The organism is Rhodococcus tukisamuensis NBRC 100609, from assembly GCF_001894985.1.
In the GTDB taxonomy this organism is placed as follows: Bacteria; Actinomycetota; Actinomycetes; order Mycobacteriales; family Mycobacteriaceae; genus Rhodococcus_G; species Rhodococcus_G tukisamuensis.
Genome location: NZ_BCXG01000018.1, coordinates 60,150 through 85,563 on the forward strand (window position 1 = coordinate 60,150; position 25,414 = coordinate 85,563).

Here is a 25,414-nt window from a genome sequence, read left to right on the forward strand (position 1 = left end):
CACCTCCTATGGACTAGTGAAACGGTCACGGGCTGTCCGTGACAGGAGGGTCGTTGCGTCAGCAACCTTTGCAGGGTACACGCCCCGGCCCTGACCTGGGAAATCGCCCGTTTCCCACGGAACCGCGACGGTCGGGTGCGGGAACCGCGGGCGACCGGCACCTACGCTGGCAGTCATGGGCAGTCGGGGCCGGGCGATCACGACACCGGCGGTGGTGGCGATCACCCTCACCTGCCTGCTCACCCTGCTGCTCGCGTACCTGAACAAGGCACGCTGCGCGGGGGCGCCCTTCGAGAGCTCCGGGCGCAGCCTGGTCTTCGACCGGATCAAGGACAGCACCGTCTGCTACTCCGACATCCAGTTCCTCTGGCTCGACCGCGGCATCGACCAGCACCTGTTCCCGTACATCGGCGGCGCGATCACCGACGGCCAGCTGACCGGCGGCACCGTCGAGTACCCGGTGCTCAGCGGGCTGCTGATGTGGTTCGGCGGCATCGGCGCGAACACCGACGCCCAGTTCCTGATGCACTCCGCGCTGATCCTGCTGCCGTTCGGGCTGGCCACCGCCTGGATGCTCGGCCGGCTCGCCGGCTGGCCGGCGCTGCTGTGGGCGGCGAGCCCGCCGCTCGTGCTCTACGGCTTCCACAACTGGGAGCTGCCGGTGGTCGCGGCGTCGACCGCGGCCGTCTTCGTGGTGGCCCGGTACGAGCGGGTCCCGCTGCGGACCCGGGGGGTCGTCGCCGCGGTCCTGCTCGCGCTCGGCCTGTGCCTGAAGATCTACCCGGGCGCGTTCCTGCTCCCACTGATCGCGTACGTCTACACCGGCGGACGCGGCGGGCGCGAACTCCCGGTCACCGCGACGGGGCGCCGCGACCCGAGGGGTGCGCTGGCGGTGACCGCGGCGGCCGTCGGGACGGTGGTCGCGGTGAACCTGCCGTTCGCCCTGGCCGGCTACCAGGGCTGGCGCGCGTCGTTCACGTTCCAGTCCGTGCGCGAGGCCGACATCACCACCAACTCGATCTGGTACTGGGGACTGCGGCCGCTGTTCACCTCGACGGAGGGCCCGGACAGCACGTACGCGCAGGTGGTCTCCGTCGCGTCGCCCGCCCTGGTCCTCGCGGCCTTCGCCCTCGCCCTGTGGCTCGGGCACCGCCGCTACCGCCGCGACGGCACCTACCCGTGGGTCGCGGTGAGCGCCGCGATGCTGTGCGGGTTCATGGAACTGCACAAGGTGCACTCGCCGCAGTACACGCTGTGGCTGCTCCCGTTCCTGGTACTGCTGCGGGTGCCCTGGTCGCTGGTCGGCGCCTACCTGGTCGCGGACCTGGCCGTCGGGATCGGGGTGTTCCGCTACTTCGACGCGCTCTACACCGGGACCGACGCGACGGCGCTCGAGTTCGTCGTGCAGGCCGGGGTGTGGGGGCGCGCGGCACTGCTGCTGGCGCTGTTCTTCCTGTTCCTGCGGGCGCCGCTGCGCCTCGAGCCCCCGCCGCCCGAGCCGGACGAGGCCGAGCCCCCGCCGCCGACCCCCGAGCGCGCCCCCGTGCCGGTCCGGGCGCTGGCCGCCGACCCGCGCTGACGCCCCTCCGCCGTCAGCCGGCGGCGACCGGAACCGGGGCCTGTGACCATGCCACCGGCCTGGCCGGCGGTCGCAGCCATCCCGGCAGCCAGCCGGGGTGTGCGTCCGGGGCGCCGTCGAGCACCCCGCCCGCCGGGTCGTCCACCCCGCCGCGGCGCACCAGGTCCGTCGCCGGCCGGTAGATCTGCCGAATCACCAAGGCGCACAACGCCAGAACCGCGAGGTCGCGGACCACCACCGTCGCGGTGAACCACTGCTCGGGCAGCCCCTTGTTGCCGACCCCGAGGTAGTAGTACATCCGGGGCACCCAGACCAGTGCGTCGATCGTCATCCACGCCAACAGGATTCGTCGGTGCGGCAGCGCCAGCACGGCCAGCGGCACCAGCCACAGCGAGTACTGCGGGCTCCACACCTTGTTGGTCAACAGGAAGCCGGCGACCAGCAGGAAGCACAGCTGCGCGACCCGCGGCCGCCGCGCCGCCGTCAGGGCGACGTACCCGATGCCCACGCACACCGCGACGAACAGCACCAGCGACACCGCATTCAGGTTCGTCGGTGCCTCACCGCGCGCCAGCGCGCCGTCGAACCCGGTCCACCCGGTGAACGAGCTGACCACGTTGTAGAGCGAATCCGGGTCCGCGCCGCGCTCGGAGTTGAGCCGGAAGAACTCCCGCCAGCCGTCCGGGAACGCCGCGGCGACAGGAAGGTTCACCGCCAGCCAGGCCGCCGCGGCGGCCGCCGCGGCGCGCCACCAGAATGCCATCCGGCCGGCCCGCAGGCACAACACCAGCAGCGGGCCCAGCAGCAGCAGCGGGTACAGCTTGGCCGCGCCGCCCAGGCCCAGGAGCACCCCGGCGAGCACCGGCCGGCGCCGCGCCCAGGCCAGCAGGCCGCCGCCGGCGAAGGCCGTGGCGAGCGGGTCGAAGTTGGTGAAGGCGTGCACCACCACCAGCGGCGAGCACGCGACCAGGGCGGCGTCCCAGATGCGGCGGCCGGCCAGCATCACGGTCGCCCACACCGTCACCAGCCAGGCCAGCGCCAGGCCGAACGCGACGACGTTGAAGTACACAACCACCTGCAGCGCGCCGGGCAGCCAGTGGACCGAGTCCCACGCCTTGGCCACCGCCATGGAGCCGTACTGGTACAGGCCCGAGAGCACCGGGTACTCCATGTACCGCGTGGTCACCGAGCCGTCGGTGTTGGTCTCCTCCCACGACTTCTTGTACGGGAACGCGCCCTCGTTGAGCCGTTCCGCCCCGTAGAGCGGCACGGTGTCCGAGTAGCACAGCGCCGTGTACTGACGGCTGCCGCTCCAGTCCAGGCCGAGCGCGCCGTCCGGGCCGTTCGGCGCCTGCTGCAGGCAGGCGGCCTTCGTCGACCACCCCATCGCCAGGAACACCAGCGCCAGCAGCAGGATCACCCGCAGCGGCGTGAGGAACCGGGTCCGGCCGATCAGCGCGTGCCGGCCGACCGGACCGCCGATGACCCCGCTGAGCTGGGCGGTCAGTGGGTCGGTGCGGCTCGGCAGGTCCCGTCCGGGCACCGACCGGACGTCGGCTGCCAGCGGTGCCGGCGACACCACCCCCGCGTCGTCCACGGCGGTCTGTCCCTCTGAGTCCTCGGCCACCGTGGCGACGTTACCGACCGGCTCGTTCCCCGGGGTCAGTTGCGTCCCTACGGGGTGGCCTGTCTGACACCCCCGCCGGCGCCACCCGTGCCGGTGCCGGTACCTCCGCCGGTGCCGGTGCCGGTGCCGGTGTCGTCGTCCTCACCGACCAGCGGCTGGCCCGGTGACCGCGCGGGCGCCGGGACCGTCGTCGGGGCCGCGGTCGTCGGGGCCGGCTTGAGCCCGGGGATCGGGATGGTCACGCCGGGCAGGATCTCCACCGGACGGGTGGTCACCTCGACCGGCGGAATGGTCAGCGGCGAGGCGCTCGGCGTCGTGGTCGGCGCCGCCGCGGTGGTCTTCGGCGGGGTGTACGGCGCCGTGTAGGCCGGCACACCGGCCTGACCGGCGATCGGCTCCGGCGTCGGGAAGGACTCGACCTCGGTGCCCTTGAGCGCGCCGTCCATCGTCGCCTTCCAGATGTCCGACGGCAGCCCGGAGCCGTACATCAGCCCGCCCGAGCTGGTCTTCAGCGGCAGACCCTGCTCGGTGCCCACCCAGACCGCCGTCGCCAGCGACGGCGTGTAGCCGACCATCCAGGCGTCCTTGTTCTGGCCGGTGTCGCCGAGCTGCGCGGTGCCGGTCTTCGCCGCGGACGGCCGCCCGCCCGCCAGGCCGTGGTTGCGCGAGTACGCGGCGATCGGCTGCAACGCCGAGGTCACGTTGTCGGCGACCGCCGGCTTGAGCCGGGCCTCGCCGGGCGTCGCGGTGCCGCGGTCGAGCAGCACGGTGCCGTCGCCGGTGACCACCTTCTGGATGAAGTGCGGGGCGCGGTAGACGCCGGACGCGGCCAGCGTCGCGTACGAGGACGCCATGTCGATCACCCGGGACTGGTACTGCCCCAGCACGATGCCGTACTCCGAGGACCCGTTGGGCTCCTGCAGGGTGATACCCGCCACCGGCGGGATCTCCTTGGGGATGCCGGCCTTGTGCGCGATGTCGGCGATCTTGTCGGGGCCGTCCTCGATGGACATCATCTGCCGGTAGAAGCTGGTGTTGAGCGACCGCTTCATCGCCTCCGCGATGGTGCAGGTCCCGCAGGACTCGCCCTCGACGTTGGTGATGGTGATGCCGCCGATCGTGAGCGGGCCGCTGTCGTACATCTTCGACAGCGGGATGCCCTCGTCGAGCGCCGACGCCAGGCCGAATACCTTGAACGACGAACCGGTTTGGAGGCCGGCCTGCGCGAAGTCGTACCCGGATCCCTCGGTGCCGCCGTAGTAGGCCTTCACCCCACCGGTATTCGGGTCGACGGACACCACTGCGGTCCGCAGGTCCGGGTCCTCGCCCTCCATGTTCTTGGCGACCGCGTTCTCCGCGGCCTCCTGCGCCTGCGCGTCGATGGTGGTGGTGATCTGCAGGCCCTCGGTGTTGAGGACCTGCTCGTTGATGCCGTTGGCGGTCAGTTCCTGCAGCACCTGTCCGCGGATCAGGCCGGCCGGGCCGCTGCCCTCGGCGCCGGTGTCCGACTCCGAGAGCGGGACCACGCGGGGGTAGACCATCCCGGCCCGGTCGCTGCTGGTGAGGGTCTTCGCATCGACCATGCCGTCGAGCACGTATCCCCAGCGCGTCTGTGCGCCGGTCGGGTTGGTCGACGGGTCCAGTCCGTACGGCTGCTGGATGCTCGATGCCAGCACCGCGCCCTCTTCGACGGTCAGCTCCTCGACGGGCTTGCCGAAGTACGCCTGCGACCCGGCCGCGATGCCGAACACGCCCCGACCGAAGGGGATGGTGTTGAGGTACGCGGCGAGGATGTCGTCCTTGGACCACTGCTGCGCCATCTTCGCCGCGATCACCAGCTCACGCATCTTCCGGGTGATCGAGCGCTCGTTGCCGACCATCGCGTTCTTCACGTACTGCTGGGTGATGGTCGAGCCGCCGCCGGCGCTCTCCTTGCCGAGCACGTTGTCGCGCGCGGCGCGGACGAAGCCCGACACCGAGAAGCCCGGGTTGGTGTAGAAGTCACGGTCCTCGGCGGCAAGCACCGCGTTGCGCACGTGCAGCGGGATCTGGTCGACGGTGACGTCGGTGCGGTTGCCCTCGGGCGGCACGATCTTGCTCAGCACCGAGCTGCCGTCGGCGGCATAGATGGTCGCGACCTGGTTGGTCTTCATGTCGCCGGGCTTGGGCACGTCGACCACCAGGTAGGAGATCATGAACGCCAGCATCGGGATGACCATCCCCAGCGCGACGAGGCCGTACGCGGTGCGCCGGACGATCTTCCAGCGGCTCGACTTGGCCTTCTTCGGCGGCTTCGGCGGCTGGCCGCCGGACGACCCGCCCGAGCGACGCGCGGCCGGCGGCGGGCCGGCCGGGGGACGACCGCCGGGGCCCTTGCCGCCGCCCGCGGCAGTGCGCGGCGCTGCGGGACGCGGGGCCGCCGGGCGCGGCGGCTGCCCGCGCACCGCGTTGCTGGGCTGCGCGTAGTTCGGCTGCGGGTTCGGACGCGGCGCACCGGCCTGCGGGTACCCGGCCGGGTTGGGCCGGCCCTGGCCTGCCTGCGGGTGCGGCTGCCGGGCGTAGTCAGGCTGCGAGTACCCGGGCTGGCGCCCGCCCGGCGGCGGGCCACTCGGCCGCGGCAATCCGGTGGGTCGACCACCCTGCCCGTTGTCGTAGGGGGAACTCACGTAGGAATCTCCAGTGCTCGCGTTGACACGGCTGTGTCACTCGGTGTCAGCCACATGGCTTTCGGTCAAGGGCTTCGGGCTCACTCGCTCGCGGTGCGCCTGCTCGGGGATCGGGGCGGTCGACTGCGGGTCTGTTTGGGTACCGGGATCGATCCGAGAACGTACGACTGCACCAGGTGGTTCCAACTGCAGGTTCGGCACACCTCGACGACGTGCACCGAGAACTCCTCCTGCGTGGTCGCCAGTCGAACCAGTTCCTCGGACGTGCGGGCCGATCCCGAGATCGCACCCAGCTTGTCCCCGAACACCCACGATACGAGCGTGAGCTGCTCTTTCCGGCAGATCGGGCAGGTGATGTCAGACGGCCGGCCGTGGAATTTCGCGGCGCGCAGCAGGTACGGATCGGCGTCACACACTTCCTTGACGCCCGTCTGGCCGGAGTACACCTCGGCCAGCAGGGATCGCCGCTGGAGGGCGTAGTCCACCACCTGCCGCTGCAATCGCACGTGCCCAGCGTACGTGGGCAAGGCCGCCCGGTCTCGGGTCGGACGGCCATTTCGAGGCGACACGCCGGGCAAATCGCCAAGAAGATCGGGGCATGCGGCGTGACGGTTCCCACAATCTCGATCGACGTCACGCACGCCCATGATTCCCGGCCGCCCCAGCAGTCCGATCCGACCCGCGCCCGCGACGTCACCGAATGCCTCGCTCACGCAGACCGAAGGGGTGTGACATTCAGTCGATCCGGCGACACTGTCCGGGCACGACACGTCACGGACAACACAACTTGTTCGTGTGTCCGTATATATCGGTGCGATATAGTTTGTAATCGCATCATGCGGTTAGGTTTCGACGACTCAGGAGGTGTGGCGATGCTCGAACTGGCGATTCTCGGGCTGCTCCTCGAGTCGCCGATGCACGGATACGAGCTGCGTAAGCGGCTGACCGGCCTGTTGGGGGCGTTCCGCGCCTTCTCCTACGGCTCCCTCTACCCGACGCTGCGACGCATGCAGGCCGACGGGTCGATCGCCGAGGACACCGGTCCGACGGGCACCGTCATTCGACGCGCCCGGCGTGTGTACGCGCTCACCCCCGAAGGCCGGGAGCGGTTCGCCAAGCTCGTCGCCGACACGGGACCGCAGAACTACACCGATGACGGATTCGGCGTCCACCTCGCCTTCTTCAGTCGCACCCCCGCCGAGGCGCGGATGCGGATCCTCGAGGGCAGGCGGCGCCAGGTCGAGGAGCGCCGGGAATGCCTCCGCGACGCGATCGGGCGGGCCAGCGGCTCACTCGACCGGTACACCCGCCAGCTTCACCAGCTCGGACTCGAGTCGAGTGAACGCGAGGTCCGCTGGCTCAACGAGCTGATCGCGGCCGAGAACACATCAACTGCAGCACTCAAGAAAGAAGGAGAACCCGACCATGGGTGAGAACAGCACCGCGGTGCGCGTAGCCATTGTGGGCGTGGGGAACTGTGCCTCGTCCCTGGTCCAGGGCGTGCAGTACTACAAGGATGCCGACGAGAACTCGACCGTCCCCGGTCTGATGCACGTCAAGTTCGGCCAGTACCACGTTCGCGACGTCGAGTTCGTCGCCGCCTTCGACGTGGACGCGAAGAAGGTCGGGTTCGACCTGTCCGAGGCGATCCTCGCCAGCGAGAACAACACCATCAAGATCGCCGACGTGCCGCCGCTCGACGTCCCCGTGCAGCGCGGCCCGACGCTCGACGGCATCGGCAAGTACTACGCGCAGACCATCGAGGTCTCCGACGCCGAGCCCGTCGACATGGTCGCCGCACTCAAGGCCGCCAAGGTCGACGTCCTCGTCTCCTACCTGCCGGTGGGCTCCGAGCAGGCCGACAAGTTCTACGCGCAGTGCTGCATCGACGCCGGTGTCGCGTTCGTCAACGCCCTGCCCGTGTTCATCGCGTCCGACCCGGAGTGGGCCGCGAAGTTCAAGGACGCCGGCGTCCCGATCGTCGGTGACGACATCAAGAGCCAGGTCGGCGCCACCATCACCCACCGCGTGATGGCGAAGCTGTTCGAGGACCGCGGCGTGGTGCTGGACCGCACGTACCAGCTCAACGTCGGCGGCAACATGGACTTCAAGAACATGCTCGAGCGCGAGCGCCTGGAGTCCAAGAAGGTCTCCAAGACCCAGGCCGTGACGTCGAACCTGACCGGTTCGCTGGCCGGCAAGGTCCACGACCGCAACGTCCACATCGGCCCCTCGGACTACGTCGAGTGGCTCGACGACCGCAAGTGGGCGTACGTCCGCCTCGAGGGCCGCGCCTTCGGTGACGCCCCGCTGAACCTGGAGTACAAGCTCGAGGTCTGGGACTCGCCGAACTCCGCCGGCATCATCATCGACGCCGTCCGCGCCGCGAAGATCGCGCTGGACCGCGGCATCGGCGGACCGGTCTACCCGGCCTCCGCCTACCTGATGAAGTCGCCGCCGATCCAGATGGCCGACGACAAGGCACGTGCCGACCTCGAGGCCTTCATCATCGGCGCCGAGTAAAAGCACTCAGCTGCACACTGTGGCGGTGGGCGGGTCTTCGGACTCACCCACCGCCACAGGTGTTTTCGGGCCAACTTCGACGCAGCCGGAAAGTCTGTGGACGACACCGGTCGCCGTTGCTACCGTCGTCGACATGGGCACACTCAATTCCTAGATCGGGACGCCGCGTCGAGCTTGCTCCGCGGCGGGTCCTGAGCGCACGCACCCCTCCCGACTCGGCGGGGTCGGTCGTGCGAGGACTCATTCCTCTCGATCACCCGGACAGCTTCCGGGGACAAGGACCGCACCCATGCCCGTCTCTCAGTTCTCCCTCCGTTCCGCCTCCAAGCGCTTCGGCGACCGCGCCGTCCTCGACGGCGTGGATCTGTCGATCTCGCCGGGCGAGAAGGTCGGTGTCGTCGGCGACAACGGTTCCGGCAAGTCGACCCTGCTCGCGCTGCTCGCCGGACGCACCCCTCCCGACAACGGTGAGGTCCGCGTCGTCGCACCGGGCGGCGTCGCGCACGCCGCGCAGTCGCTGGACCTGCCCGGCGGCGCGACCGTCCGGGCCGCGATCGACCACATCCTCCGCGACCTGCGCGCGCTCGAGGCACGTATCCGCGACGTAGAACAGCGTCTCTCCCTTGCCGCCCCGGACGAACTGGATGCGCTGCTCACCGAATATACTTCTGCCACAGTCCTTTTCGAGAGCATGGACGGATACACCGTCGACGATCGGGTCGACAGCGGCCTGCACGCCCTCGGCCTGCCGGGCCTCGACCGGTCTCGCCGCCTCGGTACGCTCTCGGGCGGGGAACAGGCCCGCCTGGCGCTCGCCACGAGCCTGGCCTCGAACGCCGAACTGCTGCTGCTCGACGAACCCACGAACGACATCGACGACACGGCCGTCGAGTGGCTCGAGGAACGCCTGCTCACCCACCGCGGCACGGTCGTGACGGTGACCCACGACCGCGCGTTTCTGTCGCGCCTGACGCCGGTGATCTTGGAGGTGGCCGAGCGCGGGGTGCGGCGCTACGGCAACGGCTACGACGGATACCTCGCGGCGCAGGCCGACGAGCGGCGGAAGCGGTTGCAGCAGTATGAGGAATGGCGGTCTGAACTCGTGCGCAACACACGACTCGTCGCGGCGAATGCGTCGCGGCTCGAGGCGATCCCCCGCAGGCAGGAGAAGGCCGGGTTCGGCCATGGGGCGTTCCGGGCCCGGGGCCGCGACCACGGGGCGATGGGACGGATCCGCAACGCCAAGGAGAGGATCGAACGACTCACACTGAATGCCGTAGCGCCACCACCGGATCCGCTGCGGTTCACCCCCTCCCTGTCCGCACAGGTCCCGCGATCGCCCGACGGCCCGCTGGTGCGACTGCACGACGTGCGCGTCGGATCCCGGCTGACGGTCCCCGAACTCGAGGTGCCGGCCGGGGGTCGACTACTGGTGACCGGCCCGAACGGCGCCGGCAAGACGACGCTTTTGAGGGTGATCGCGAGCGAGATCGCGCCCGACAGCGGCGAGGTGTGTGCACCGGCCCACGTCGGGTTCCTGCGGCAGTCCGGCGGTACGTGGCCCGCGGCGGTGACGCTCTCGGAGGCCTTCTCCGCGCGGCGGCCCGGCTGCTGCCCGGACGACGCTGCCGCGGAACTGCTCTCGCTCGGCCTGTTCCGGCCCGACGACCTGCATCGGCCGCTCGCGGAACTGTCCTTCGGGCAGCGCCGGCGGCTCGAGGTGGCGCTGCTGGCGACCTCGGGCGCCGAACTGCTGCTGCTGGACGAGCCCACCAATCACCTGTCGCCGGCGCTGGTCGAGGAACTCGAAGAGGCCCTCGACTCGTTCGCGGGCACCGTCGTCCTGGTGACCCACGACAGGCGGATGCGCCGACGGTTCCGCGGCGAGATCCTCCCCCTCGGAGGTGCGGCCGGCAGGGGAGTGGGGGGACCTAGCCCGAGGTTCGGGCTGCGTCGAAGTTGACCCGAAAACACCTGTGGCGGTGGGCGAGTCCAAAGACCCGCCCACCGCCACGCGGCTGGTCGGCCTCAGCCGGGCAGCGGGATCACCACACCCGGAAGGATCTCCACCGTCCGCGGACCGGCAGGCGGGGGCGGCGGGACGATGGCGGGCGGCACCACCGGCGGCGGCACCACCGGCATCTCCAGGACCGGGGCGGGCGCGGGCGCGGGGGGTGGCACCACCGCGGCCGGGTCGCGGCCGCCGGCGCCTGCGCTCACGCCCGCGTTCGCATTCGCATTCGCATTCGCGTTCGCGTTCGCATTCGTCGAACCGCCGGACCCGCTGCCCGAATTGGCGGGCACCCCGGCCTGGCCGCCGATCGGCTTCGGCCACGGGAAGGACTCCCAGTCGGTGTCGTCGAGCGCCCCGTCCATCGTCCCCTTCCAGATGTCCGACGGCAGCCCCGACCCGTAGACGGAGCCGCCCCACCTGGTCACGATGGCCTGCGGCTGCGCGCCGCCCACCCACACCGCGGTGGACAGCGACGGCGTGTAGCCGACCATCCAGGCGTCCTTGTTCTGCCCGGTGTCACCGAACTGTGCGGTGCCGGTCTTCGCCGCCGACGGTCGCCCGCCGGCCAACGCGTGCCCGTTGGAGTACGACGCGATCGGCAACATGGCCTGGGTGACGTTGTCCGCGACCGCCGGGTCGATCCGCTGCTCGCCCGGGTCCGGCGCGCGGTCGAGCAGCACCCGGCCGTCGGCGGTGACCACCCGTTGCACGAAGTGCGGTGCCCGGTACACCCCCGACGCGGCGAGCGTGGCATACGCAGAAGCCATGTCGATCGGACGAGTCTGATACTGCCCCAACACGATTCCGTCCTCTGGCGGACCCCCGTCCTGGCTCAGGGTGGGGCCCTCGAGTCCGGGGATCTGCATCGGGATGCCGGCCCGGTGCGCGACGTCGGCGATCCGCTCCGGGCCGTTCTCCAAGGACCGGGTCATCCGGTAGAAGCTGGTGTTGAGCGACTGCTTGAGTGCCTGCGCGATGGTGCAGGTCCCGCAGCTTTCGCCGGCGACGTTGGTGATCTCCACCCGGCCGACGGTGAGCGGGGCGCTGTTGTACATCGTCTGCAGCCCCTGGCCGTTCTCGAGCAGCGCGGCGAGGCCGAACACCTTGAACGACGACCCCGTCTGCAGCGGCGCCTGCGCGTAGTCGAAGCCCGCACCGTCCGCGCCGCCGTAGTACGCCCGGACCCCGCCGGTCCGTGGGTCCACCGAGACCACCGCGGCCCGCAGCTCGGGTGGCTCGCCGTCCATCGTGGTCGCCACCGCGTCGAGCGCCGCGGCCTGCGCGGTCGCGTCGATGGTGGTGGTGATCTGCAGACCCTCCGTGTTGAGTTCCTGCTCGCTGATCCCCGACGCGGCCAGTTCCTCGAGCACCTGGGCGCGAATCAGCCCCTCCGGTCCCCGCGCCGCGTTGGCGTCGACGAGTTGTGCGAGCGGCACCACCACCGGGAACTCGATCGCCGCCCGGTCCGACGCGCTCAGCGCGCCGAGGCCCACCATCCCGTCGAGCACGTAGTTCCACCGCGACTCCAGCCCGGCCCGATTGGTCTCCGGGTCCAGTCGGGAAGGACTCTGGATCACCGACGCCAGTACCGCGCCCTCGGCAACGGTCAGCTCCCCGACGGGTTTGTCGAAGAACGCCTTGGACGCGGCGGCGATGCCGTACGCGCCGCGACCGAAGTAGATGGTGTTGAGGTACGCGGCCAGGATGTCGTCCTTGGACCACTGGCGCGCCATCTTCGAGGAGATCACCAGCTCACGCATCTTGCGGACCAGGTTCCGGTCGGCACCCACCAGGGTGTTCTTCACGTACTGCTGGGTGATGGTGGAGCCGCCGCCCGCACTGGCCTTGCCGAGGACGTTGTCGCGGGCCGCCCGTACGAAGCCGGACACCGAGAAACCGGGATTGGAGTAGAAGTCGCGGTCCTCCGCGGAGAGCACCGCGGTCCGCACGTGCTCTGGGATGTCGGTCAGCTCGACCTCTGTCCTGTTGCCTTCCGGCGGGACGACTTTCGTGATCGTCGAGCCGTCGGTGGCGAGAATGGTCGCCACCTGGTTGGTGCGCATGTCGGCCGGCCGGGGCACCACCGCCAGGCCGTACCCGATGGCGAACGCGACGGCAGGGAGGATGACCAACAGCAGCACCGCCGCGACCGCGGACCACATCAGCAGTCTGCGGCGCCTCCCGCCCGGTGGGGGAGTGGGCTCGTCGCCCGACCCGTCCGGGGGTCGACCCGAGCCTCCACCCGGGGAGTCTCGGCCAGGGGGCTGAGCACCCGGCGGCTGAGCGCCGACCGAACGCGCACCTGGAGGCTGACCACCCAGAGGCCGAGCACCCGGGGGACCCGGAGGCCGTCCACCCGGCGGCTGACCGGCCGGAGGGCGCCCGCTCAGGGGCTGCCCACCTGGGGGAGGCCCACCTCGTGCGCCCGGAGGTCGCACACCGGGTGGACGACCACCTGGAAGCTGAGCACCTGGCGGACGACCACCCGATGCCCCCGGGGGCGAATCACGCTGCCCCGACTGGGGCACGACTCGATGCGCACCAGGGGGTGACCCGCGCTGCGCACCCGGAGGCGACCCGCGCTGCGCACCTGGGGGCGACCCGCCCGACGGACCGTCGCCGCCCGGGGTGTCCGGGGGCGGCTGGTGATGTTCCGAGGTCTCGTCGGGGGGGGAGCTCACATTCAGTCTCCTGGCGTCAGGAAATGATGCTTCGTCTTCGCATCCTCACACCACCAGCCCGGACAATCCACCCAGACACGCGCCCCGACGCGACCGAGTCCGTCAGGTGCGACTGCGTGCGCGCACCGCCAGCGCCAGCGCCACCACCAGACCCAGCAGCACCAGCGACGGCGTCGCCCCCGGCTCCCCGCGCACGATTCCGACCACCACCGCGAGGAACGTCATCACGGTGAAGAAACCGAGCAGCCCGATCAGCATCTCGAGCTGCTGGCGCCGGCGCGCCCGGTTCACGACCCGACGCCGGTCACGACTTGACGCCGCCCGCGGTCAGGCCCGAGACAATCCGTCGCTGGAACAGCAGCACCATGATCACCAACGGGATCGTCACCAGGGTGCCCGCGGCCATGATCGCCGCGTACGGCTGCTCCCACGAGTTGGCCCCGGCGAAGCGTGCGATCGCGACCGTGACCGGCTCGGTGGCCTCCGTCGACAACAGGCTGGCCAGCATGAATTCGTTCCAGGTGGCGATGAACGCGAGGATCGCGGTGGTGAACAGCGCGGGCGCGGCCAGCGGCATGATCACCAGCCGGAAGGCCTGGCCCCGGGACGCGCCGTCGATACGGGCCGCCTCCTCGAGCTCCCACGGCAGGTCCGAGAGGAACGAGGTGAGCGTGTAGATGGTCAGCGGCAGCACGAACGAGATGTTCGGGATGATCAACGCCTGGTACTGGCCGATCCAGCCGAGGTCGCCGAACAGCTGGAACAGCGGGGTCACCAGCGCGACGGTGGGGAACATCGAGGCGCCGAGGATGATCCCGGTGACCAGGTACTTGCCGCGGAACTCGATGCGCGCCAGCGCGTACGCGGTGAAGACACCGAGCAGCAGGCCGACCGCGGTGGTGGCCGCGCCGATGATCAGGCTGTTGACGATCGCGCCGAGGAAGTCGTTGCCCTTGTCGGTGGCCAGGGCCGCCCGGAAGTTGTCCAGGGTCAGCGTCGTCGGCCACGGCGAGGTGTCGAAGGTGTCGGCGACCGGCCGCAGCGCGGTGACCACCATCCAGTAGAACGGGGCCAGGCCCCACAACAGGATCACGATCACGCCGAGGTAGGTGCGTGCCGCCGGGGCGACCCGGCCCCGCCTACGCACGCGCGCCGGTTCGTCGCTGGGCTTGACGGGCGACTTCGCACGCTCGTCGCCGATATTGACGGGCGACTTCGCGCGCTCGTCGCTGCGGTGCCGTCCCGCCATCACGACTTGGCTCCCTTGCGCTGCTCGTCCTGGGTGCGCACCGCGTTGGCACCGAGGAACTTCACCATGATGTAGGCGACCGCAAAGATCGCCAGGAAGATCAGCGTCGACAACGCCGACGCGCTCTGCAGGTTGCCCTGACGGATGTCGGCGATCGCCAGGATCGACCACGTCGTGGTCGGGGTCCCGCCGGAGGTGCCCGCGAGGATCGCCGGCAGGTCGTACATGCGCAGTACGTCGAGGGTGCGGAAGAGCACCGCGACCATCAGCGCCGGCTTGACCAGCGGCAGCGTGATCGACTTGAACCGCTGCCAGGCGGTCGCACCGTCCACCCGGGCGGCCTCGTAGACGTCCTGCGGGATCATCTGCAGGCCCGCGAGGATGAGCAACGCCATGAACGGCGTCGTCTTCCACACGTCCGCGACGATCACCGCGAACCGCGAGGCCCACGGGTCGGTGGTCCAGGCGATGGAGGTGCCGAGCAGGCTGTTCGCGACGCCGTTCTCCGCGAAGATGAAGAACCACAGCTTCGCGGTGACCGCGGTGGGGATCGCCCACGGGATCAGCACACTGGCACGCAGCAGCGAGCGGCCGAAGAAGTTGCGGCCCATGATCGTCGCCATCCACAGGCCGAGGAGCACCTCGATGGACACGGTGACGACGGCGAAGAAGAAGGTGACCCCGACGGACGGCCAGAAGTCCGAGCCGAGGGTGCCGGGCGGGCAGGTGCCCGCACCGGATCCGCAGTTGCCCGTCAACCACATCAGGTAGTGGTCGAACCCGGCGAACCCGCCCTCCACGAAGCGTCCGGTGTCCGGGTCGACGCCCTTGTTCTTCTGGAAGGACAGGTAGATCGCCTGCAGCACCGGGTAGACGATGACGACGGCCAGGATCACCATCGTCGGGGCGATGAGCCACACCGCCCGCAGGTCGCGCTTCCGCTTGGGTGCGGAGGGCACGCCGTCGGGCGTCGGGGGGTCCACGACGGGGACGCCGCGGCCGGAGTCGATCACTCCGGCCGCGACGCGACCCACGTCGGCTGGCCTCGGCTCGGCAGAGTCAGCCATCGTTGATTTACCTGGTCCTCGTCTCGAAAGCGGTCTGCCGAACCGGATGGTGCCGGCCGGGTGTTACTTGGCGGCCTGCACGATGGCGGCGGACATGTTGGCGGTCGCCTCGTCGACGGTCGCCTTGCCGGTGAGCGCGGCGGTCGCGTTGTCCTGGATGGCCTTCGAGATCGCGCTGTAGTACGGGGTGACCGGACGCGGCTTGGCGTTCTCGAGTGCGGACTTGAGCGCGGGCAGGTACGGGTACTTCGCGACCAGCGCCGGGTTGTCGTACACGGACTTCAGCACCGGCGGGAACGAGGCGTCCGCGAAGGACATCTGGTTCTCCTCGTTCTGGATGAAGGCGATGAAGTCACGCGCGGTGGCCTTGTTCTTCGAGTACACGTTGATGCCGTCGTTGTAGCCACCGACGGTGGACGCGCCGGCACCCGCCGGGCCGACGATCGGCGCGACGCCGACCTTGCCCTTCACCGCGGAGCCCTCTTCCTCGGCGTTGGTGTACATGTACGGCCAGTTGTAGGCGTACATCGACTCGCCGCCGACGAAGGCCAGGTTGGTCTCCTCCTCGGTGAAGCTGGTGGAGCGCTTGGCGATCTGACCGCCGGTGTAGGCGTCGACCATCGCCTGCAGGCCGGCCTTGGCCTGCGGGGACTCGACCTCGGGGGTCTTGCCGTCCGCTCCGACGACCGCGCCGCCCCAGGAGTTGATGAACTGGGTGCTGTTGACGGTCAGGCCCTCGTACTGCTTGAGCTGGGTGACCAGGCAGTCCTGGACGCCCTTCTCGGTGGCGACCGCGCAGCTGTCGGTCAGCGCCTTCCAGTCCGCGGGGGCGGCCGGGGCCAGGTCCGTGCGGTAGTAGAGCAGCTGGGCATTGGTGTTCTGGGGGCCGGCGTAGACCTTGCCGCGGTAGGTGGCGGACTCGACGGTCGCGGGCAGCAGGCCGGAGGTGTCGAGGGCGAGCGAGCCCTCGAGCGGCTGCAGCCAGCCGTTGGCCGCGAACTCCGCGGTCCACACCACGTCCAGGGCCATCACGTCGTAGTCGGCGTTGCCGGCCTCGAGCGACTGGACCAGCTTGTTGCGCTGGTCGTCGGCCTCACCGGGGAGCTCCTTGAGCTCGACCTTCTCGTCCGGGTGGGCGGCGTTCCACTTCTCGATCACCGGCTGCAGCTTGTCGGTGTCGTTCTTGCCCATCGCGAACGAAATCGCGCCGCGACCGTCCAGGTTCTGGCCTGCGGCCTCGTCGACGTTGCCGCCGCCACCGCCGTCGCTGCTCGAACATCCGGTCAGCGCGAGCAGTGCCACGGCCGAAGCCGCCACCGCAATCCGCGAACGCGTCTTGAAAGAACGCATGGTCCACCTTTCGAAAGAGACGATCTACGGCCGTTGCCGGGCGCGAGCTCCACCGGGCCGAGGCATATGTCGTCGCCTACTTTGGCACGGGGCGAGGGTGATTTCCCTCATTACCCCCGCACTGGATCGGTCAGGCTCACCCCAGCCGGCAGCCGTCAGCCGCCGAGAACAGGTGCACCGCCGACGGGTCGACATGCAGCCTGACCAGCGCACCCTTCGCCGGCGGGCGACGCCAGTCGGCCCGGGCGACGATTTCCTGACCCACCCCGGCGAGGCTGGTGCGGCCGTAGATGTAGGCGTCGGAACCGAGCTCCTCGACCACGTCCACCTCCATCGGCAGGCCCCGGTCTGCCAACTCGAGGTGCTCGGGCCGCACACCCAGCACCACCTCGGTGCCGGTGGCGCCGGCCAGGGTGTCGCGGGGCACCGGGATCACGGTGTCACCGAGCAGCACCCCGCCGTCGGTGATCGGCAGCGTGAACAGGTTCATCGACGGCGAACCCATGAAGCCGGCCACGAACACGTTGGCCGGGCGCGAGTACAGCTCCCGCGGGGACGCGCACTGCTGCAGGACGCCGTCCTTGAGCACGGCGACGCGGTCACCCATCGTCATGGCCTCGACCTGGTCGTGGGTGACGTAGACGGTGGTGGTGCCGAGGCGACGCTGCAGCTGCGCGATCTGGGCGCGGGTCTGCACGCGGAGCTTGGCGTCGAGGTTGGACAGCGGCTCGTCCATCAGGAACACCTGGGGCTGCCGGACGATCGCCCGGCCCATCGCGACGCGCTGCCGCTGGCCGCCGGAGAGCGCCTTGGGCTTGCGGTCCAGGTACGGCGAGAGGTCCAGCAGTTTCGCGGTCTCCTCCACCCGCTGCCGGATCTCCTGCTTGGGCATCTTCGCGAGCTTGAGCGCGAAGCCCATGTTCTCGGCGACGGACATGTGCGGGTACAAGGCGTAGTTCTGGAACACCATCGCGATGTCACGGTCCTTCGGCTCCGACCCGGTGACGTCGCGGTCGCCGATCAGGATGCGTCCGGAATGCACCTCCTCGAGGCCGGCGAGCATCCGCAGCGAGGTGGACTTGCCGCACCCCGACGGCCCGACCAGCACGAGGAACTCGCCGTCCTCGATGTGCAGGTCCAGCCGGTTCACCGCGGGGGAGTCCGATCCGGGGAACAGGCAGGTGGTGGAGTCGTAGGTGACTGTCGCCATGGGTGTTCGTCGATCCCTTCACCGGCAGGAACGTTGCCGGACGATCCGAGTAGAGGGGTGGTCCGCGGCACAGTATCGCAGAGCCCGAATTCCTCCGGCGGCACGCAGGTTCTGTCGTCGACGCGCACACCATCGCCGTGCCATGTCGGTGCGCGGAGAACAAAAGCGTGCGCGACGGGGAGGACGCGCCGGTGGGCTGCCGAACCCGGGGCGACCGCACATACTTCGGACTACCGTTGAACGTGGCTTCGTCAGTCAGTGCCTTCCTTTCACACGAGGAGTACGCATGACCGTTCCCGTGCGCATCGGCGTCCAACTCCAGCCGCAGCACGCCCCCGACTACGCGCTGATCCGGGATGCGGTGCTGCGGGCCGAGGACATCGGCGTCGACATCGTCTTCAACTGGGACCACTTCTACCCGCTGGTCGGGGACCCCGACGGCGCCCACTTCGAGTGCTGGACGATGCTCGGCGCCTGGGCCGAGCAGACCGAACGGGTGGAGATCGGCGCGTTGGTCTCCGGCGGCGGCTACCGGAACCCGGACCTGTTGGCGGACATGGCCCGAACCGTCGACCACATCAGCGGCGGCCGGCTGATCCTGGGCATCGGCGGTGGCTGGTTCAAAAAGGACTACGACCAGTACGGCTACGAGTTCGGCACCGCGGGAACACGTTTGCGGCTGCTGGGGGAGAACCTGGCGAGGATCACCACCCGGCTCGGGGAGCTGAACCCCGCGCCCACCCGGCCGATCCCGATCCTGATCGGCGGCGGCGGCGAGCGCAAGACGCTGCGACTGGTGGCCGAATACGCCGATGTGTGGCACAGCTTCGCGAACCTCGACGCCCTCGTCCACAAGTCGCAGGTGCTGGCCGGGCACTGCGTCGACGTCGGCCGCGACCCCGGCCGGATCGCCCGGTCCGTGCCGTGGCCCGGGACCGAGACCGCGCAGGCCTTCGTCGACGCCGGGGTCACCCTGTTCACGGCGAGCGCCAGCGGACCCGACTTCGATCTGGACACCCTCGCCGAGGCGGTGCGCTGGCGCGACGAGCGGATGCCCGAGCCGCTCGCGGGGCTGGCCTGAACTCCGGTCCCGTGAGGCTCACCTCCGTGTCCGGGTCTCGTGCGGTGAGGGCGTGGGTCCTCGCGCTGCTGGCGATGCTGTTGGCGGTCGTCGCGGTCGGCTGCGGCCGGACCAGTACGCCGACGGACCTCTGCTCGCCGCCCGGCGTCGGTGCCGCCGCCGCGGCACCGACCAACCTCGACACCGCCGCCGCGTCGGCCGCCGAGGACCGCTACACCACGCCGACCACGAAGCCGCTGGACCAGATCGACGTGAACGCGCTCGGCCTGATCACCCCCGGCAAGATCAGCGTCGGCACCCTCTCCGACGCGCCGCCGAGCATCTGCGTCGACTCGTCGGGCACCTTCACCGGCTTCGACAACGAACTGCTGCGCGCCGTCGCCGACAAGCTGGGCCTGCAGGTCGAGTTCTCCGGCACCGAGTTCGCCGGGCTGCTCTCCCAGGTGGCGAACAACCGCTTCGACGTCGGCTCGTCCTCGATCACCACCACCGACGACCGACGCCGCACCGTCGGGTTCACCAACGGCTACGACTTCGGCTACTTCTCGCTGGTGACGCGCAACGACAGCCCGGTGAAGGGCTTCGCCGACCTCGACGCCGGCACCAGGATCGGCGTCGTGCAGGGCACCGTGCAGGACGACTACGTCGTCAACACCCTGGGGCTCGACCCGGTGAAGTTCCCCGACTACAACACCGCGTACGCGAACCTGAAGTCCGGGCAGATCGACGCCTGGGTGGCGCCGTCGCAGCAGGCCGAGGGCGCCATCAAGCCCGGCGACCCGACGTCGATCGTGCAGAACACCTTCAGCCTCAACAACTACGTGGGCTGGGCGGTGAACAAGAACAACCAGGCGCTGGTCGACGCCCTCAACTCCGGCCTGGACGCCGTCATCGCCGACGGCACCTGGTCGCGGCTCTACTCCGACTGGGTGCCGCGCCAACTTCCCGAGGGCTGGAAGCCGGGCAGCAAGGCCGCGCCCGAGCCACAGCTGCCCGACTTCGCGGCACTGGCGGCGGAGAAGGCGCCGGAGGGCAGCACCGAACAGGCCCAGCAGAAGTCGACGCTGGCCCAGCTGGGCGAGACCTTCTTCGACTGGGAGCTGTACCGGCGGGCGATCCCCGACCTGCTGACCACGGGACTGCCCAACACGGTGATCCTCGCGCTGACCTCCGGCGTGGTCGGCACCGTGCTCGGCATGCTGCTCGCCATCGCCGGCATCTCCCGGACCCGGTGGCTGCGCTGGCCGGCCCGCGTCTACACCGACGTCTTCCGCGGCCTGCCCGCGGTGGTCATCATCCTGATCGTCGGGCTCGGAGTGGGGCCGGTGGTCAAGGGGCTGACCGGGAACAACCCGTACTGGCTCGGCGCCGCGGCGCTGTCCCTGCTCGCGGCCGCGTACATCGGCGAGATCTTCCGCTCCGGCATCCAGAGCGTGGAGCCGGGCCAGCTGGAGGCCGCCCGGGCCATCGGCTTCAGCCACCGGCGGGCGATGAACCTGGTGGTGATCCCGCAGGGCGTCCGCCGCGTCCTGCCGGCGCTGATGAACCAGTTCATCTCGCTGATCAAGGACTCCTCCCTCATCTACTTCCTCGGCCTGCTGGCCACCCAGCGCGAACTGTTCGCGGTGGGACGAGATCTCAACGCGCAGACCGGAAACCTGTCGCCGCTGGTGGCGGCCGGCCTGTTCTACCTGGCCCTGACGATTCCGCTGACGCACCTGGTGAACTACATCGACAAGCGCCTGCGGACCGGCAAGGCCGACACTTCGGGCACGCTCGACCCGCTCGAGCAGGCCATCGTCGTGGAGAGGGGGTAGGCGATGACCGCACCCGCGGCCTCCGGATCGCTCACCGGCACCGGGCTGCACCTGTCGTTCGGCAAGAACAAGGTGCTGCGCGGGGTGGACGTCCACGTCGACGCCGGCGGCACCACCTCGGTGATCGGGCCGTCCGGCTCCGGAAAGTCGACGCTGCTGCGGGTCCTCAACCGCCTGCACGAGCCCGACCAGGGCGACATCCTGCTCGACGGACGGTCGGTGCTCGGCGACAACCCGGACGCGCTGCGACAGCGAATCGGCATGGTGTTCCAGCACTTCAACCTCTTCCCGCACCGGACCGTGCTCGACAACGTCGCGCTCGGTCCGCGCAAACTCCGCGGGATGTCCAAGGAGGAGGCCCGCGCGGCCGCGGTCGAGCAGCTCGAACTGGTCGGGCTGGCGCACAAGGCGCAGTCCCGGCCGGCCAACCTGTCCGGCGGGCAGCAGCAGCGGGTCGCGATCGCCCGGGCACTGGCGATGAAGCCGGAGATCATGTTCTTCGACGAGGCCACCTCCGCGCTGGACCCGGAACTGGTCAAGGGGGTCCTGGCGCTGATGGCCGACCTGGCCTCCAGCGGCATGTCGATGATCGTGGTCACCCACGAGATGGGTTTCGCCCGTTCTGTTTCCGACACCGTGACGTTCATGGACCAGGGCGTGGTGGTGGAGACCGGTGAACCGGACGCACTGTTCGACGACCCGCAGACCGACCGCCTGCAGGCGTTCCTGTCGCAGGTGCTCTGAGGGCTGCGTGCGACGCCCCGGGGTTAGGGTGGCCTCGTTGTCCCGCTGTTTACTTTGCCTTCTCTTTGCCCTCGCTTGCGGCTTCTACGGTCACCGGAGTTGACCCTCCGACCGGGAAGTTCCACGTGAAACTCAAGCCCCTCGCCCTGTTCGTCAGCCACGACGGAAAGTCGTCCCGGGCGTCGATCACCTGCCGGTACAAGTGCGGCGACGCCTGCTCGCACGCGGTGCCCAACACCTCAGGCGGCGAGTACTTCGGCGACATCGTGCGCACCGCGATGTCGCGGCGCGGCATGCTCAAGTCGGGTGCGGTCGCGGTGCTCGCGGTCGGTGCCGGCGGCGCGCTGACGGCCTGCGCCGACGACTCAGGCAGCGGCGTCGCCGACGCGGCCACGACGACGGCGGGCAGCGGCGGCGCGCCGACCGGCACCGCCTTCACCCCTGTCGCCCCGAACACCCAGGACGCCGTCGTGGTCCCGGCCGGCTACGAGCAGGCCGTCGTGATCCGCTGGGGCGACGCGGTACTGCCCGGCGCCCCAGCGTTCGACTTCGACAGGCAGAGCCCGCAGGCCCAGGAGATGCAGTTCGGCTTCAACAATGACTTCGCCGGGCTGCTTCCGGTCGACGGCCGGCCCCACACCTACCTGCTGGTGGTCAACCACGAGTACACGACCGAGCCGTTCATGTTCAAGGCCTACGACCCGGAGAACCCCACCGTCGAGCAGTTCCAGACCGCCCTCGCCGCGCACGGCATGTCCGTGGTCCAGGTCAAGGGCGCAACCGGAACCGGTTCACTGACACCGGAGTTCGGACCGAACAACCGACGGATCACCGCGAACTCCGAGTTCCTGGTGACCGGGCCGGCCGCGGGCAGCGAGTACCTGATGACCTCGGCCGATCCCACCGGCACCCGGGTGGTCGGCACCCTCAACAACTGCTCCGGCGGGATCACCCCCTGGGGAACAGTGCTCTCCGGCGAGGAGAACTTCAACCAGTACTTCGCGAACGCCGAACTGGTCACCGACCCCACGGTCGCGGCCCGGCTGAAGCGGTACGGCGTCGAGGGCGGCGCCAGCGAGCGTAAGTGGGAGCGCTTCGATCGCCGCTTCGACCTCGCGCAGGAACCGAACGAGGTGAACCGCTTCGGCTACGTCGTCGAGGTCGACCCGTGGGACCCGACGTCCACCCCGATCAAGCACACCGCGATGGGCCGGTTCAAGCACGAGGCCGCGACCATCCACGTCACCGACGACGGGACCGTGGTGGCCTACAGCGGCGACGACGAGCGCTTCGACTACATGTACAAGTTCGTCTCCGCACGAAAGATGATGCAGGGCAACGGCCAGGCCAGCATGCGCCACAACCTGACCCTGCTCGACGCCGGCACCCTGTACGTCGCGCAGCTCAGCGGCGACGAGCCCGCTCAGGTCGACGGCTCCGGGACGCTGCCCGCGGGTGGCCGGTTCGCGGGCACCGGTAAGTGGATCCCGTTGCTGCGCACCAACGTCGACGGGCGCGCCGAGTCGCTGGTGCCGGGCATGTCCGCCGCCGAGGTGGCGGTGTTCACCCGGCAGGCCGGGGACAAGGTCGGCGCCACCAAGATGGACCGACCCGAGGACTTCGAGCCCAACCCGAAGACCGGCAAGGTGTACGTGGCGCTGACCAACAACAGCAAGCGGGGAACCGAGGGCAAGGCCCCCGCCGACGCCCCGAACCCGCGCAACAACAACAAGAACGGTCAGGTCCTCGAGCTCGAGGACGACCACTCCGGCACCTCGTTCACCTGGAACCTGCTGTTGGTGTGTGGCGACCCGGCCGCCGCGGACACCTACTTCGGCGGCTTCGACAAGTCCCAGGTAAGCCCGATCTCGTGCCCGGACAACCTGGCCTTCGACCCCTACGGCAACCTGTGGATCTCCACCGACGGCAACGCCCTGAAGTCCAACGACGGCCTGTTCAGCGTCGTCCTCGACGGCGATCGCCGCGGCGAGACCAAGCAGTTCCTCACCGTGCCCAAGGGCGGCGAGACGTGCGGGCCGATCGTCGACGAGTCGCGCGTCGTGGTGTGTGTGCAGCACCCGGGCGAGCTGGACGGCGCGAGCGCCGACGCCCCGGCCTCGCACTGGCCGGACGGCGGCGACAGCCAGCCGCGGCCCTCGGTGGTGGCGGTGTGGAAGTCCGGCGGCGGCCGGATCGGCACGTAGCAGCGCCCACCTAGAGCTGTTGCCGCAGTAGGTCGGCCGCAGCGGTGATCGCGGTCCGGTCGGCCGGCTGGACGATGTCCCGAGTCGCATCGTCGACGATCAGCCGGAGCTGGCCCGCGATCGCCACGCGGCGGTCGGCCTCTGCCGTCACCACCGCACAGTCACGCAGGAGCCGGATGAGCGCGAGCGCCACGGTGGGCTCGCGCGAGCCGTAACGACGGATCTGGGCACACGCCAGGTCGAGGTAGTCTGCGAAGTCGTAGGCCGGCACCGTCACCGACCCGCCGGTGGTGGCCAGCACCAGGGGTCCGAGGTCGCGGCGGGCGAGAATCGACATCACCGCGGTGAGGTGGTCAACCGCCTGCACCGCGGTGTACGGATCGTTGATGGCCGGGGACAACGCTTTCGACGCGACGTCAACGAGCTGCCGTAGGCCGAAGGCCGCGTCCTGCTCAAGGGTCCGTTCGAAGCCGATCCGCACGGCCTGCTCGACGGCCGGGCCGACCTCGGCGGCGTCCACCACCCGGCCGGAGTTGCTCCACACCCATGCCAGCGGGGTGCTCACCGCCGCGACGTGATCGCCGGCCCGCACCGCGATTCGCACACTCACGTCGTGCAGCTCCGCGCCGGCCACCACGGCGTCGGCGTGCACGGCCTGGACGTAGCCCGTCAACGCCGAGGACACCACGACAGCCGTCGACAACACCCGCGGCGGCTGCGCCGACCCGGCGGAGTCCAGCAGTCCGTGCCGCACCACCTCACTCGTCTCGCGCTCCACCTTCCGCATGATCTCGTCGACCTGCATCGAGTGGGACAGGTGGTGCACCTCGTAGACGAGCGCGCCGAGACTGAGGAACAGCAGGGCGATCGCCCAGGTGACGGCGAGCCGCGGATAGTCGGAGGTACGGCCGCCCGCCGAGACGCCCACGGTGTACAGCCCGGCCATGCTGTACGCGAAGGTTGCGACGAAAACGCTGAGCACCAACTGGTTCGACCGGTCGCGGAGGAAATTCCGCAGGATCCGTGGCGAGAACTGGGTCGACGAGAGTTGCAGCGCCACCACGGTCAACCCCAGCACCAGGGCGATGACGGTGATCATCGTGCCGGCGGTGCCGATCAGCAGGGTGCGGGCGTCGTCGGGGGTGCCCTGGAAGGCGAGCCGGTACAGCCAGGTGTCCGGAGCGGGGTTCACACTCGACAGCAGCGACCCGAGCAGCAACGCGATCACCACGGCGATCGCGGGCAGGACCCACAGTGCGCCGCGCAGGTACTCCCAGGCGGCCTCGCGCCTCAGCACCCTCCGAATCGTACGCCGCGGGTGCGGGCGGATCGGCGCCTGAAATCCGCGGTCCGGGTCCTGACGTCCGGCTCCGTCCGCACCCGGGGCGTCACGGTCCGGGATCGGGCAAGATCGTCCGCATGAACGACGCGCGCTCGGCCCCGTCCACCCGTCGGCCGGGGCGGCTGCTGATCGCCGCGGTCGCCGCGGGGCTCGTCGCCCTCGGCCTGCGCCGGGCACTTACCCGGTTCCGGACCGACGAGGCGCTCAGCCGCGCCGAGTGGGTCGCCGACGGCGTCGGGCCGGACGACCTGGCCGGCTGA

General features: G+C 70.0%; 20 protein-coding genes. 9 read left to right on the top strand and 11 right to left on the bottom strand.

Going from position 1 to position 25,414, the window contains the following annotated elements:
• Positions 1–175: 175 nt before the first annotated feature.
• A complete protein-coding gene (locus RT2_RS17675; RefSeq protein WP_072846107.1) occupies positions 176–1,579 on the top strand; it encodes a glycosyltransferase 87 family protein in 1,404 nt (467 codons plus the stop codon).
• A gap of 13 nt (positions 1,580–1,592) precedes the next feature.
• On the opposite strand, the gene RT2_RS17680 is transcribed toward RT2_RS17675, so the two are convergent.
• From RT2_RS17680 to RT2_RS17690, 3 genes are all read right to left on the bottom strand, one after another.
• Positions 1,593–3,206: a glycosyltransferase family 87 protein gene (locus RT2_RS17680; RefSeq protein WP_072846108.1), complete on the bottom strand. Its 1,614-nt coding sequence runs from the start codon at positions 3,204–3,206 to the stop codon at positions 1,593–1,595.
• A 47-nt stretch (positions 3,207–3,253) separates the two neighbouring features.
• Positions 3,254–5,425, bottom strand: a complete 2,172-nt coding sequence (locus RT2_RS17685) for a transglycosylase domain-containing protein (protein ID WP_072846134.1) — start codon at positions 5,423–5,425, stop codon at positions 3,254–3,256.
• A gap of 527 nt (positions 5,426–5,952) precedes the next feature.
• Positions 5,953–6,378 carry a DUF5318 domain-containing protein gene (locus RT2_RS17690; RefSeq protein WP_174556727.1) on the bottom strand — a complete coding sequence of 142 codons (426 nt, stop codon included), beginning with the start codon at positions 6,376–6,378 and terminating at the stop codon, positions 5,953–5,955.
• Between the two features lie 366 nt (positions 6,379–6,744).
• Here RT2_RS17690 and RT2_RS17695 point away from each other — a divergent pair, with 366 nt between their 5' ends.
• The 3 genes from RT2_RS17695 (at position 6,745) to abc-f (ending at position 10,358) form a co-directional block, all read left to right on the top strand.
• The gene (locus RT2_RS17695; protein ID WP_072846135.1) at positions 6,745–7,305 is read left to right on the top strand and encodes a PadR family transcriptional regulator; all 561 of its coding nucleotides are present in this window, start codon (positions 6,745–6,747) and stop codon (positions 7,303–7,305) included.
• Positions 7,298–8,395, top strand: coding sequence for an inositol-3-phosphate synthase (locus RT2_RS17700; RefSeq protein ID WP_072846110.1), 1,098 nt, complete (start codon positions 7,298–7,300; stop codon positions 8,393–8,395). Before RT2_RS17695 ends, RT2_RS17700 begins: the two co-directional genes overlap by 8 nt.
• A gap of 289 nt (positions 8,396–8,684) precedes the next feature.
• Positions 8,685–10,358, top strand: a complete 1,674-nt coding sequence (abc-f, locus tag RT2_RS17705; RefSeq protein WP_072846111.1) for a ribosomal protection-like ABC-F family protein — start codon at positions 8,685–8,687, stop codon at positions 10,356–10,358.
• Positions 10,359–10,423: 65 nt separating this feature from the next.
• On the opposite strand, the gene RT2_RS17710 is transcribed toward abc-f, so the two are convergent.
• The 7 genes from RT2_RS17710 to RT2_RS17735 form a co-directional block, all read right to left on the bottom strand.
• Complete coding sequence (locus RT2_RS17710; RefSeq protein WP_072846112.1) at positions 10,424–12,571, bottom strand: transglycosylase domain-containing protein; 2,148 nt, start codon at positions 12,569–12,571, stop codon at positions 10,424–10,426.
• 224 nt (positions 12,572–12,795) lie between these two features.
• Complete coding sequence (locus RT2_RS26535) at positions 12,796–12,918, bottom strand: hypothetical protein (protein WP_255312552.1); 123 nt, start codon at positions 12,916–12,918, stop codon at positions 12,796–12,798.
• A gap of 274 nt (positions 12,919–13,192) precedes the next feature.
• Positions 13,193–13,381, bottom strand: coding sequence for a hypothetical protein (locus RT2_RS17715; RefSeq protein ID WP_072846113.1), 189 nt, complete (start codon positions 13,379–13,381; stop codon positions 13,193–13,195).
• Positions 13,382–13,394: 13 nt separating this feature from the next.
• Entirely contained in the window at positions 13,395–14,339 is a 945-nt protein-coding gene (locus RT2_RS17720) for a carbohydrate ABC transporter permease (RefSeq protein ID WP_245709535.1), read from the bottom strand.
• Positions 14,339–15,406, bottom strand: a complete 1,068-nt coding sequence (locus tag RT2_RS17725; protein ID WP_072846114.1) for a carbohydrate ABC transporter permease — start codon at positions 15,404–15,406, stop codon at positions 14,339–14,341. The genes RT2_RS17720 and RT2_RS17725 overlap by 1 nt, the downstream gene beginning before the upstream one ends.
• Before the next feature lie 63 nt (positions 15,407–15,469).
• A complete protein-coding gene (locus RT2_RS17730) occupies positions 15,470–16,756 on the bottom strand; it encodes an ABC transporter substrate-binding protein (protein ID WP_072846115.1) in 1,287 nt (428 codons plus the stop codon).
• 136 nt (positions 16,757–16,892) lie between these two features.
• On the bottom strand, positions 16,893–17,966 hold the full coding sequence (locus RT2_RS17735; protein ID WP_072846116.1) for an ABC transporter ATP-binding protein: 1,074 nt from the start codon (positions 17,964–17,966) through the stop codon (positions 16,893–16,895).
• A gap of 286 nt (positions 17,967–18,252) precedes the next feature.
• Between RT2_RS17735 and RT2_RS17740 the strand changes: the two genes are divergently transcribed.
• The 4 genes from RT2_RS17740 to RT2_RS17755 all read left to right on the top strand — a co-directional run bounded on the left by RT2_RS17740 (position 18,253) and on the right by RT2_RS17755 (position 23,812).
• On the top strand, positions 18,253–19,047 hold the full coding sequence (locus tag RT2_RS17740) for an LLM class F420-dependent oxidoreductase (protein WP_072846117.1): 795 nt from the start codon (positions 18,253–18,255) through the stop codon (positions 19,045–19,047).
• A 74-nt stretch (positions 19,048–19,121) separates the two neighbouring features.
• On the top strand, positions 19,122–20,864 hold the full coding sequence (locus RT2_RS17745; protein ID WP_072846137.1) for an ABC transporter substrate-binding protein/permease: 1,743 nt from the start codon (positions 19,122–19,124) through the stop codon (positions 20,862–20,864).
• A gap of 3 nt (positions 20,865–20,867) precedes the next feature.
• Complete coding sequence (locus tag RT2_RS17750) at positions 20,868–21,608, top strand: amino acid ABC transporter ATP-binding protein (protein WP_072846118.1); 741 nt, start codon at positions 20,868–20,870, stop codon at positions 21,606–21,608.
• A gap of 125 nt (positions 21,609–21,733) precedes the next feature.
• Positions 21,734–23,812 carry a PhoX family protein gene (locus RT2_RS17755; RefSeq protein ID WP_072846119.1) on the top strand — a complete coding sequence of 693 codons (2,079 nt, stop codon included), beginning with the start codon at positions 21,734–21,736 and terminating at the stop codon, positions 23,810–23,812.
• A gap of 10 nt (positions 23,813–23,822) precedes the next feature.
• Here the strand turns inward: RT2_RS17755 and RT2_RS17760 are convergent, their stop codons facing one another.
• Positions 23,823–25,109 (bottom strand): DUF2254 domain-containing protein, encoded by a 1,287-nt coding sequence (locus RT2_RS17760; protein ID WP_072846120.1) that lies wholly within the window; start codon positions 25,107–25,109, stop codon positions 23,823–23,825.
• 122 nt (positions 25,110–25,231) lie between these two features.
• Here RT2_RS17760 and RT2_RS25535 point away from each other — a divergent pair, with 122 nt between their 5' ends.
• On the top strand, positions 25,232–25,414 hold the full coding sequence (locus tag RT2_RS25535) for a hypothetical protein (protein WP_072846121.1): 183 nt from the start codon (positions 25,232–25,234) through the stop codon (positions 25,412–25,414).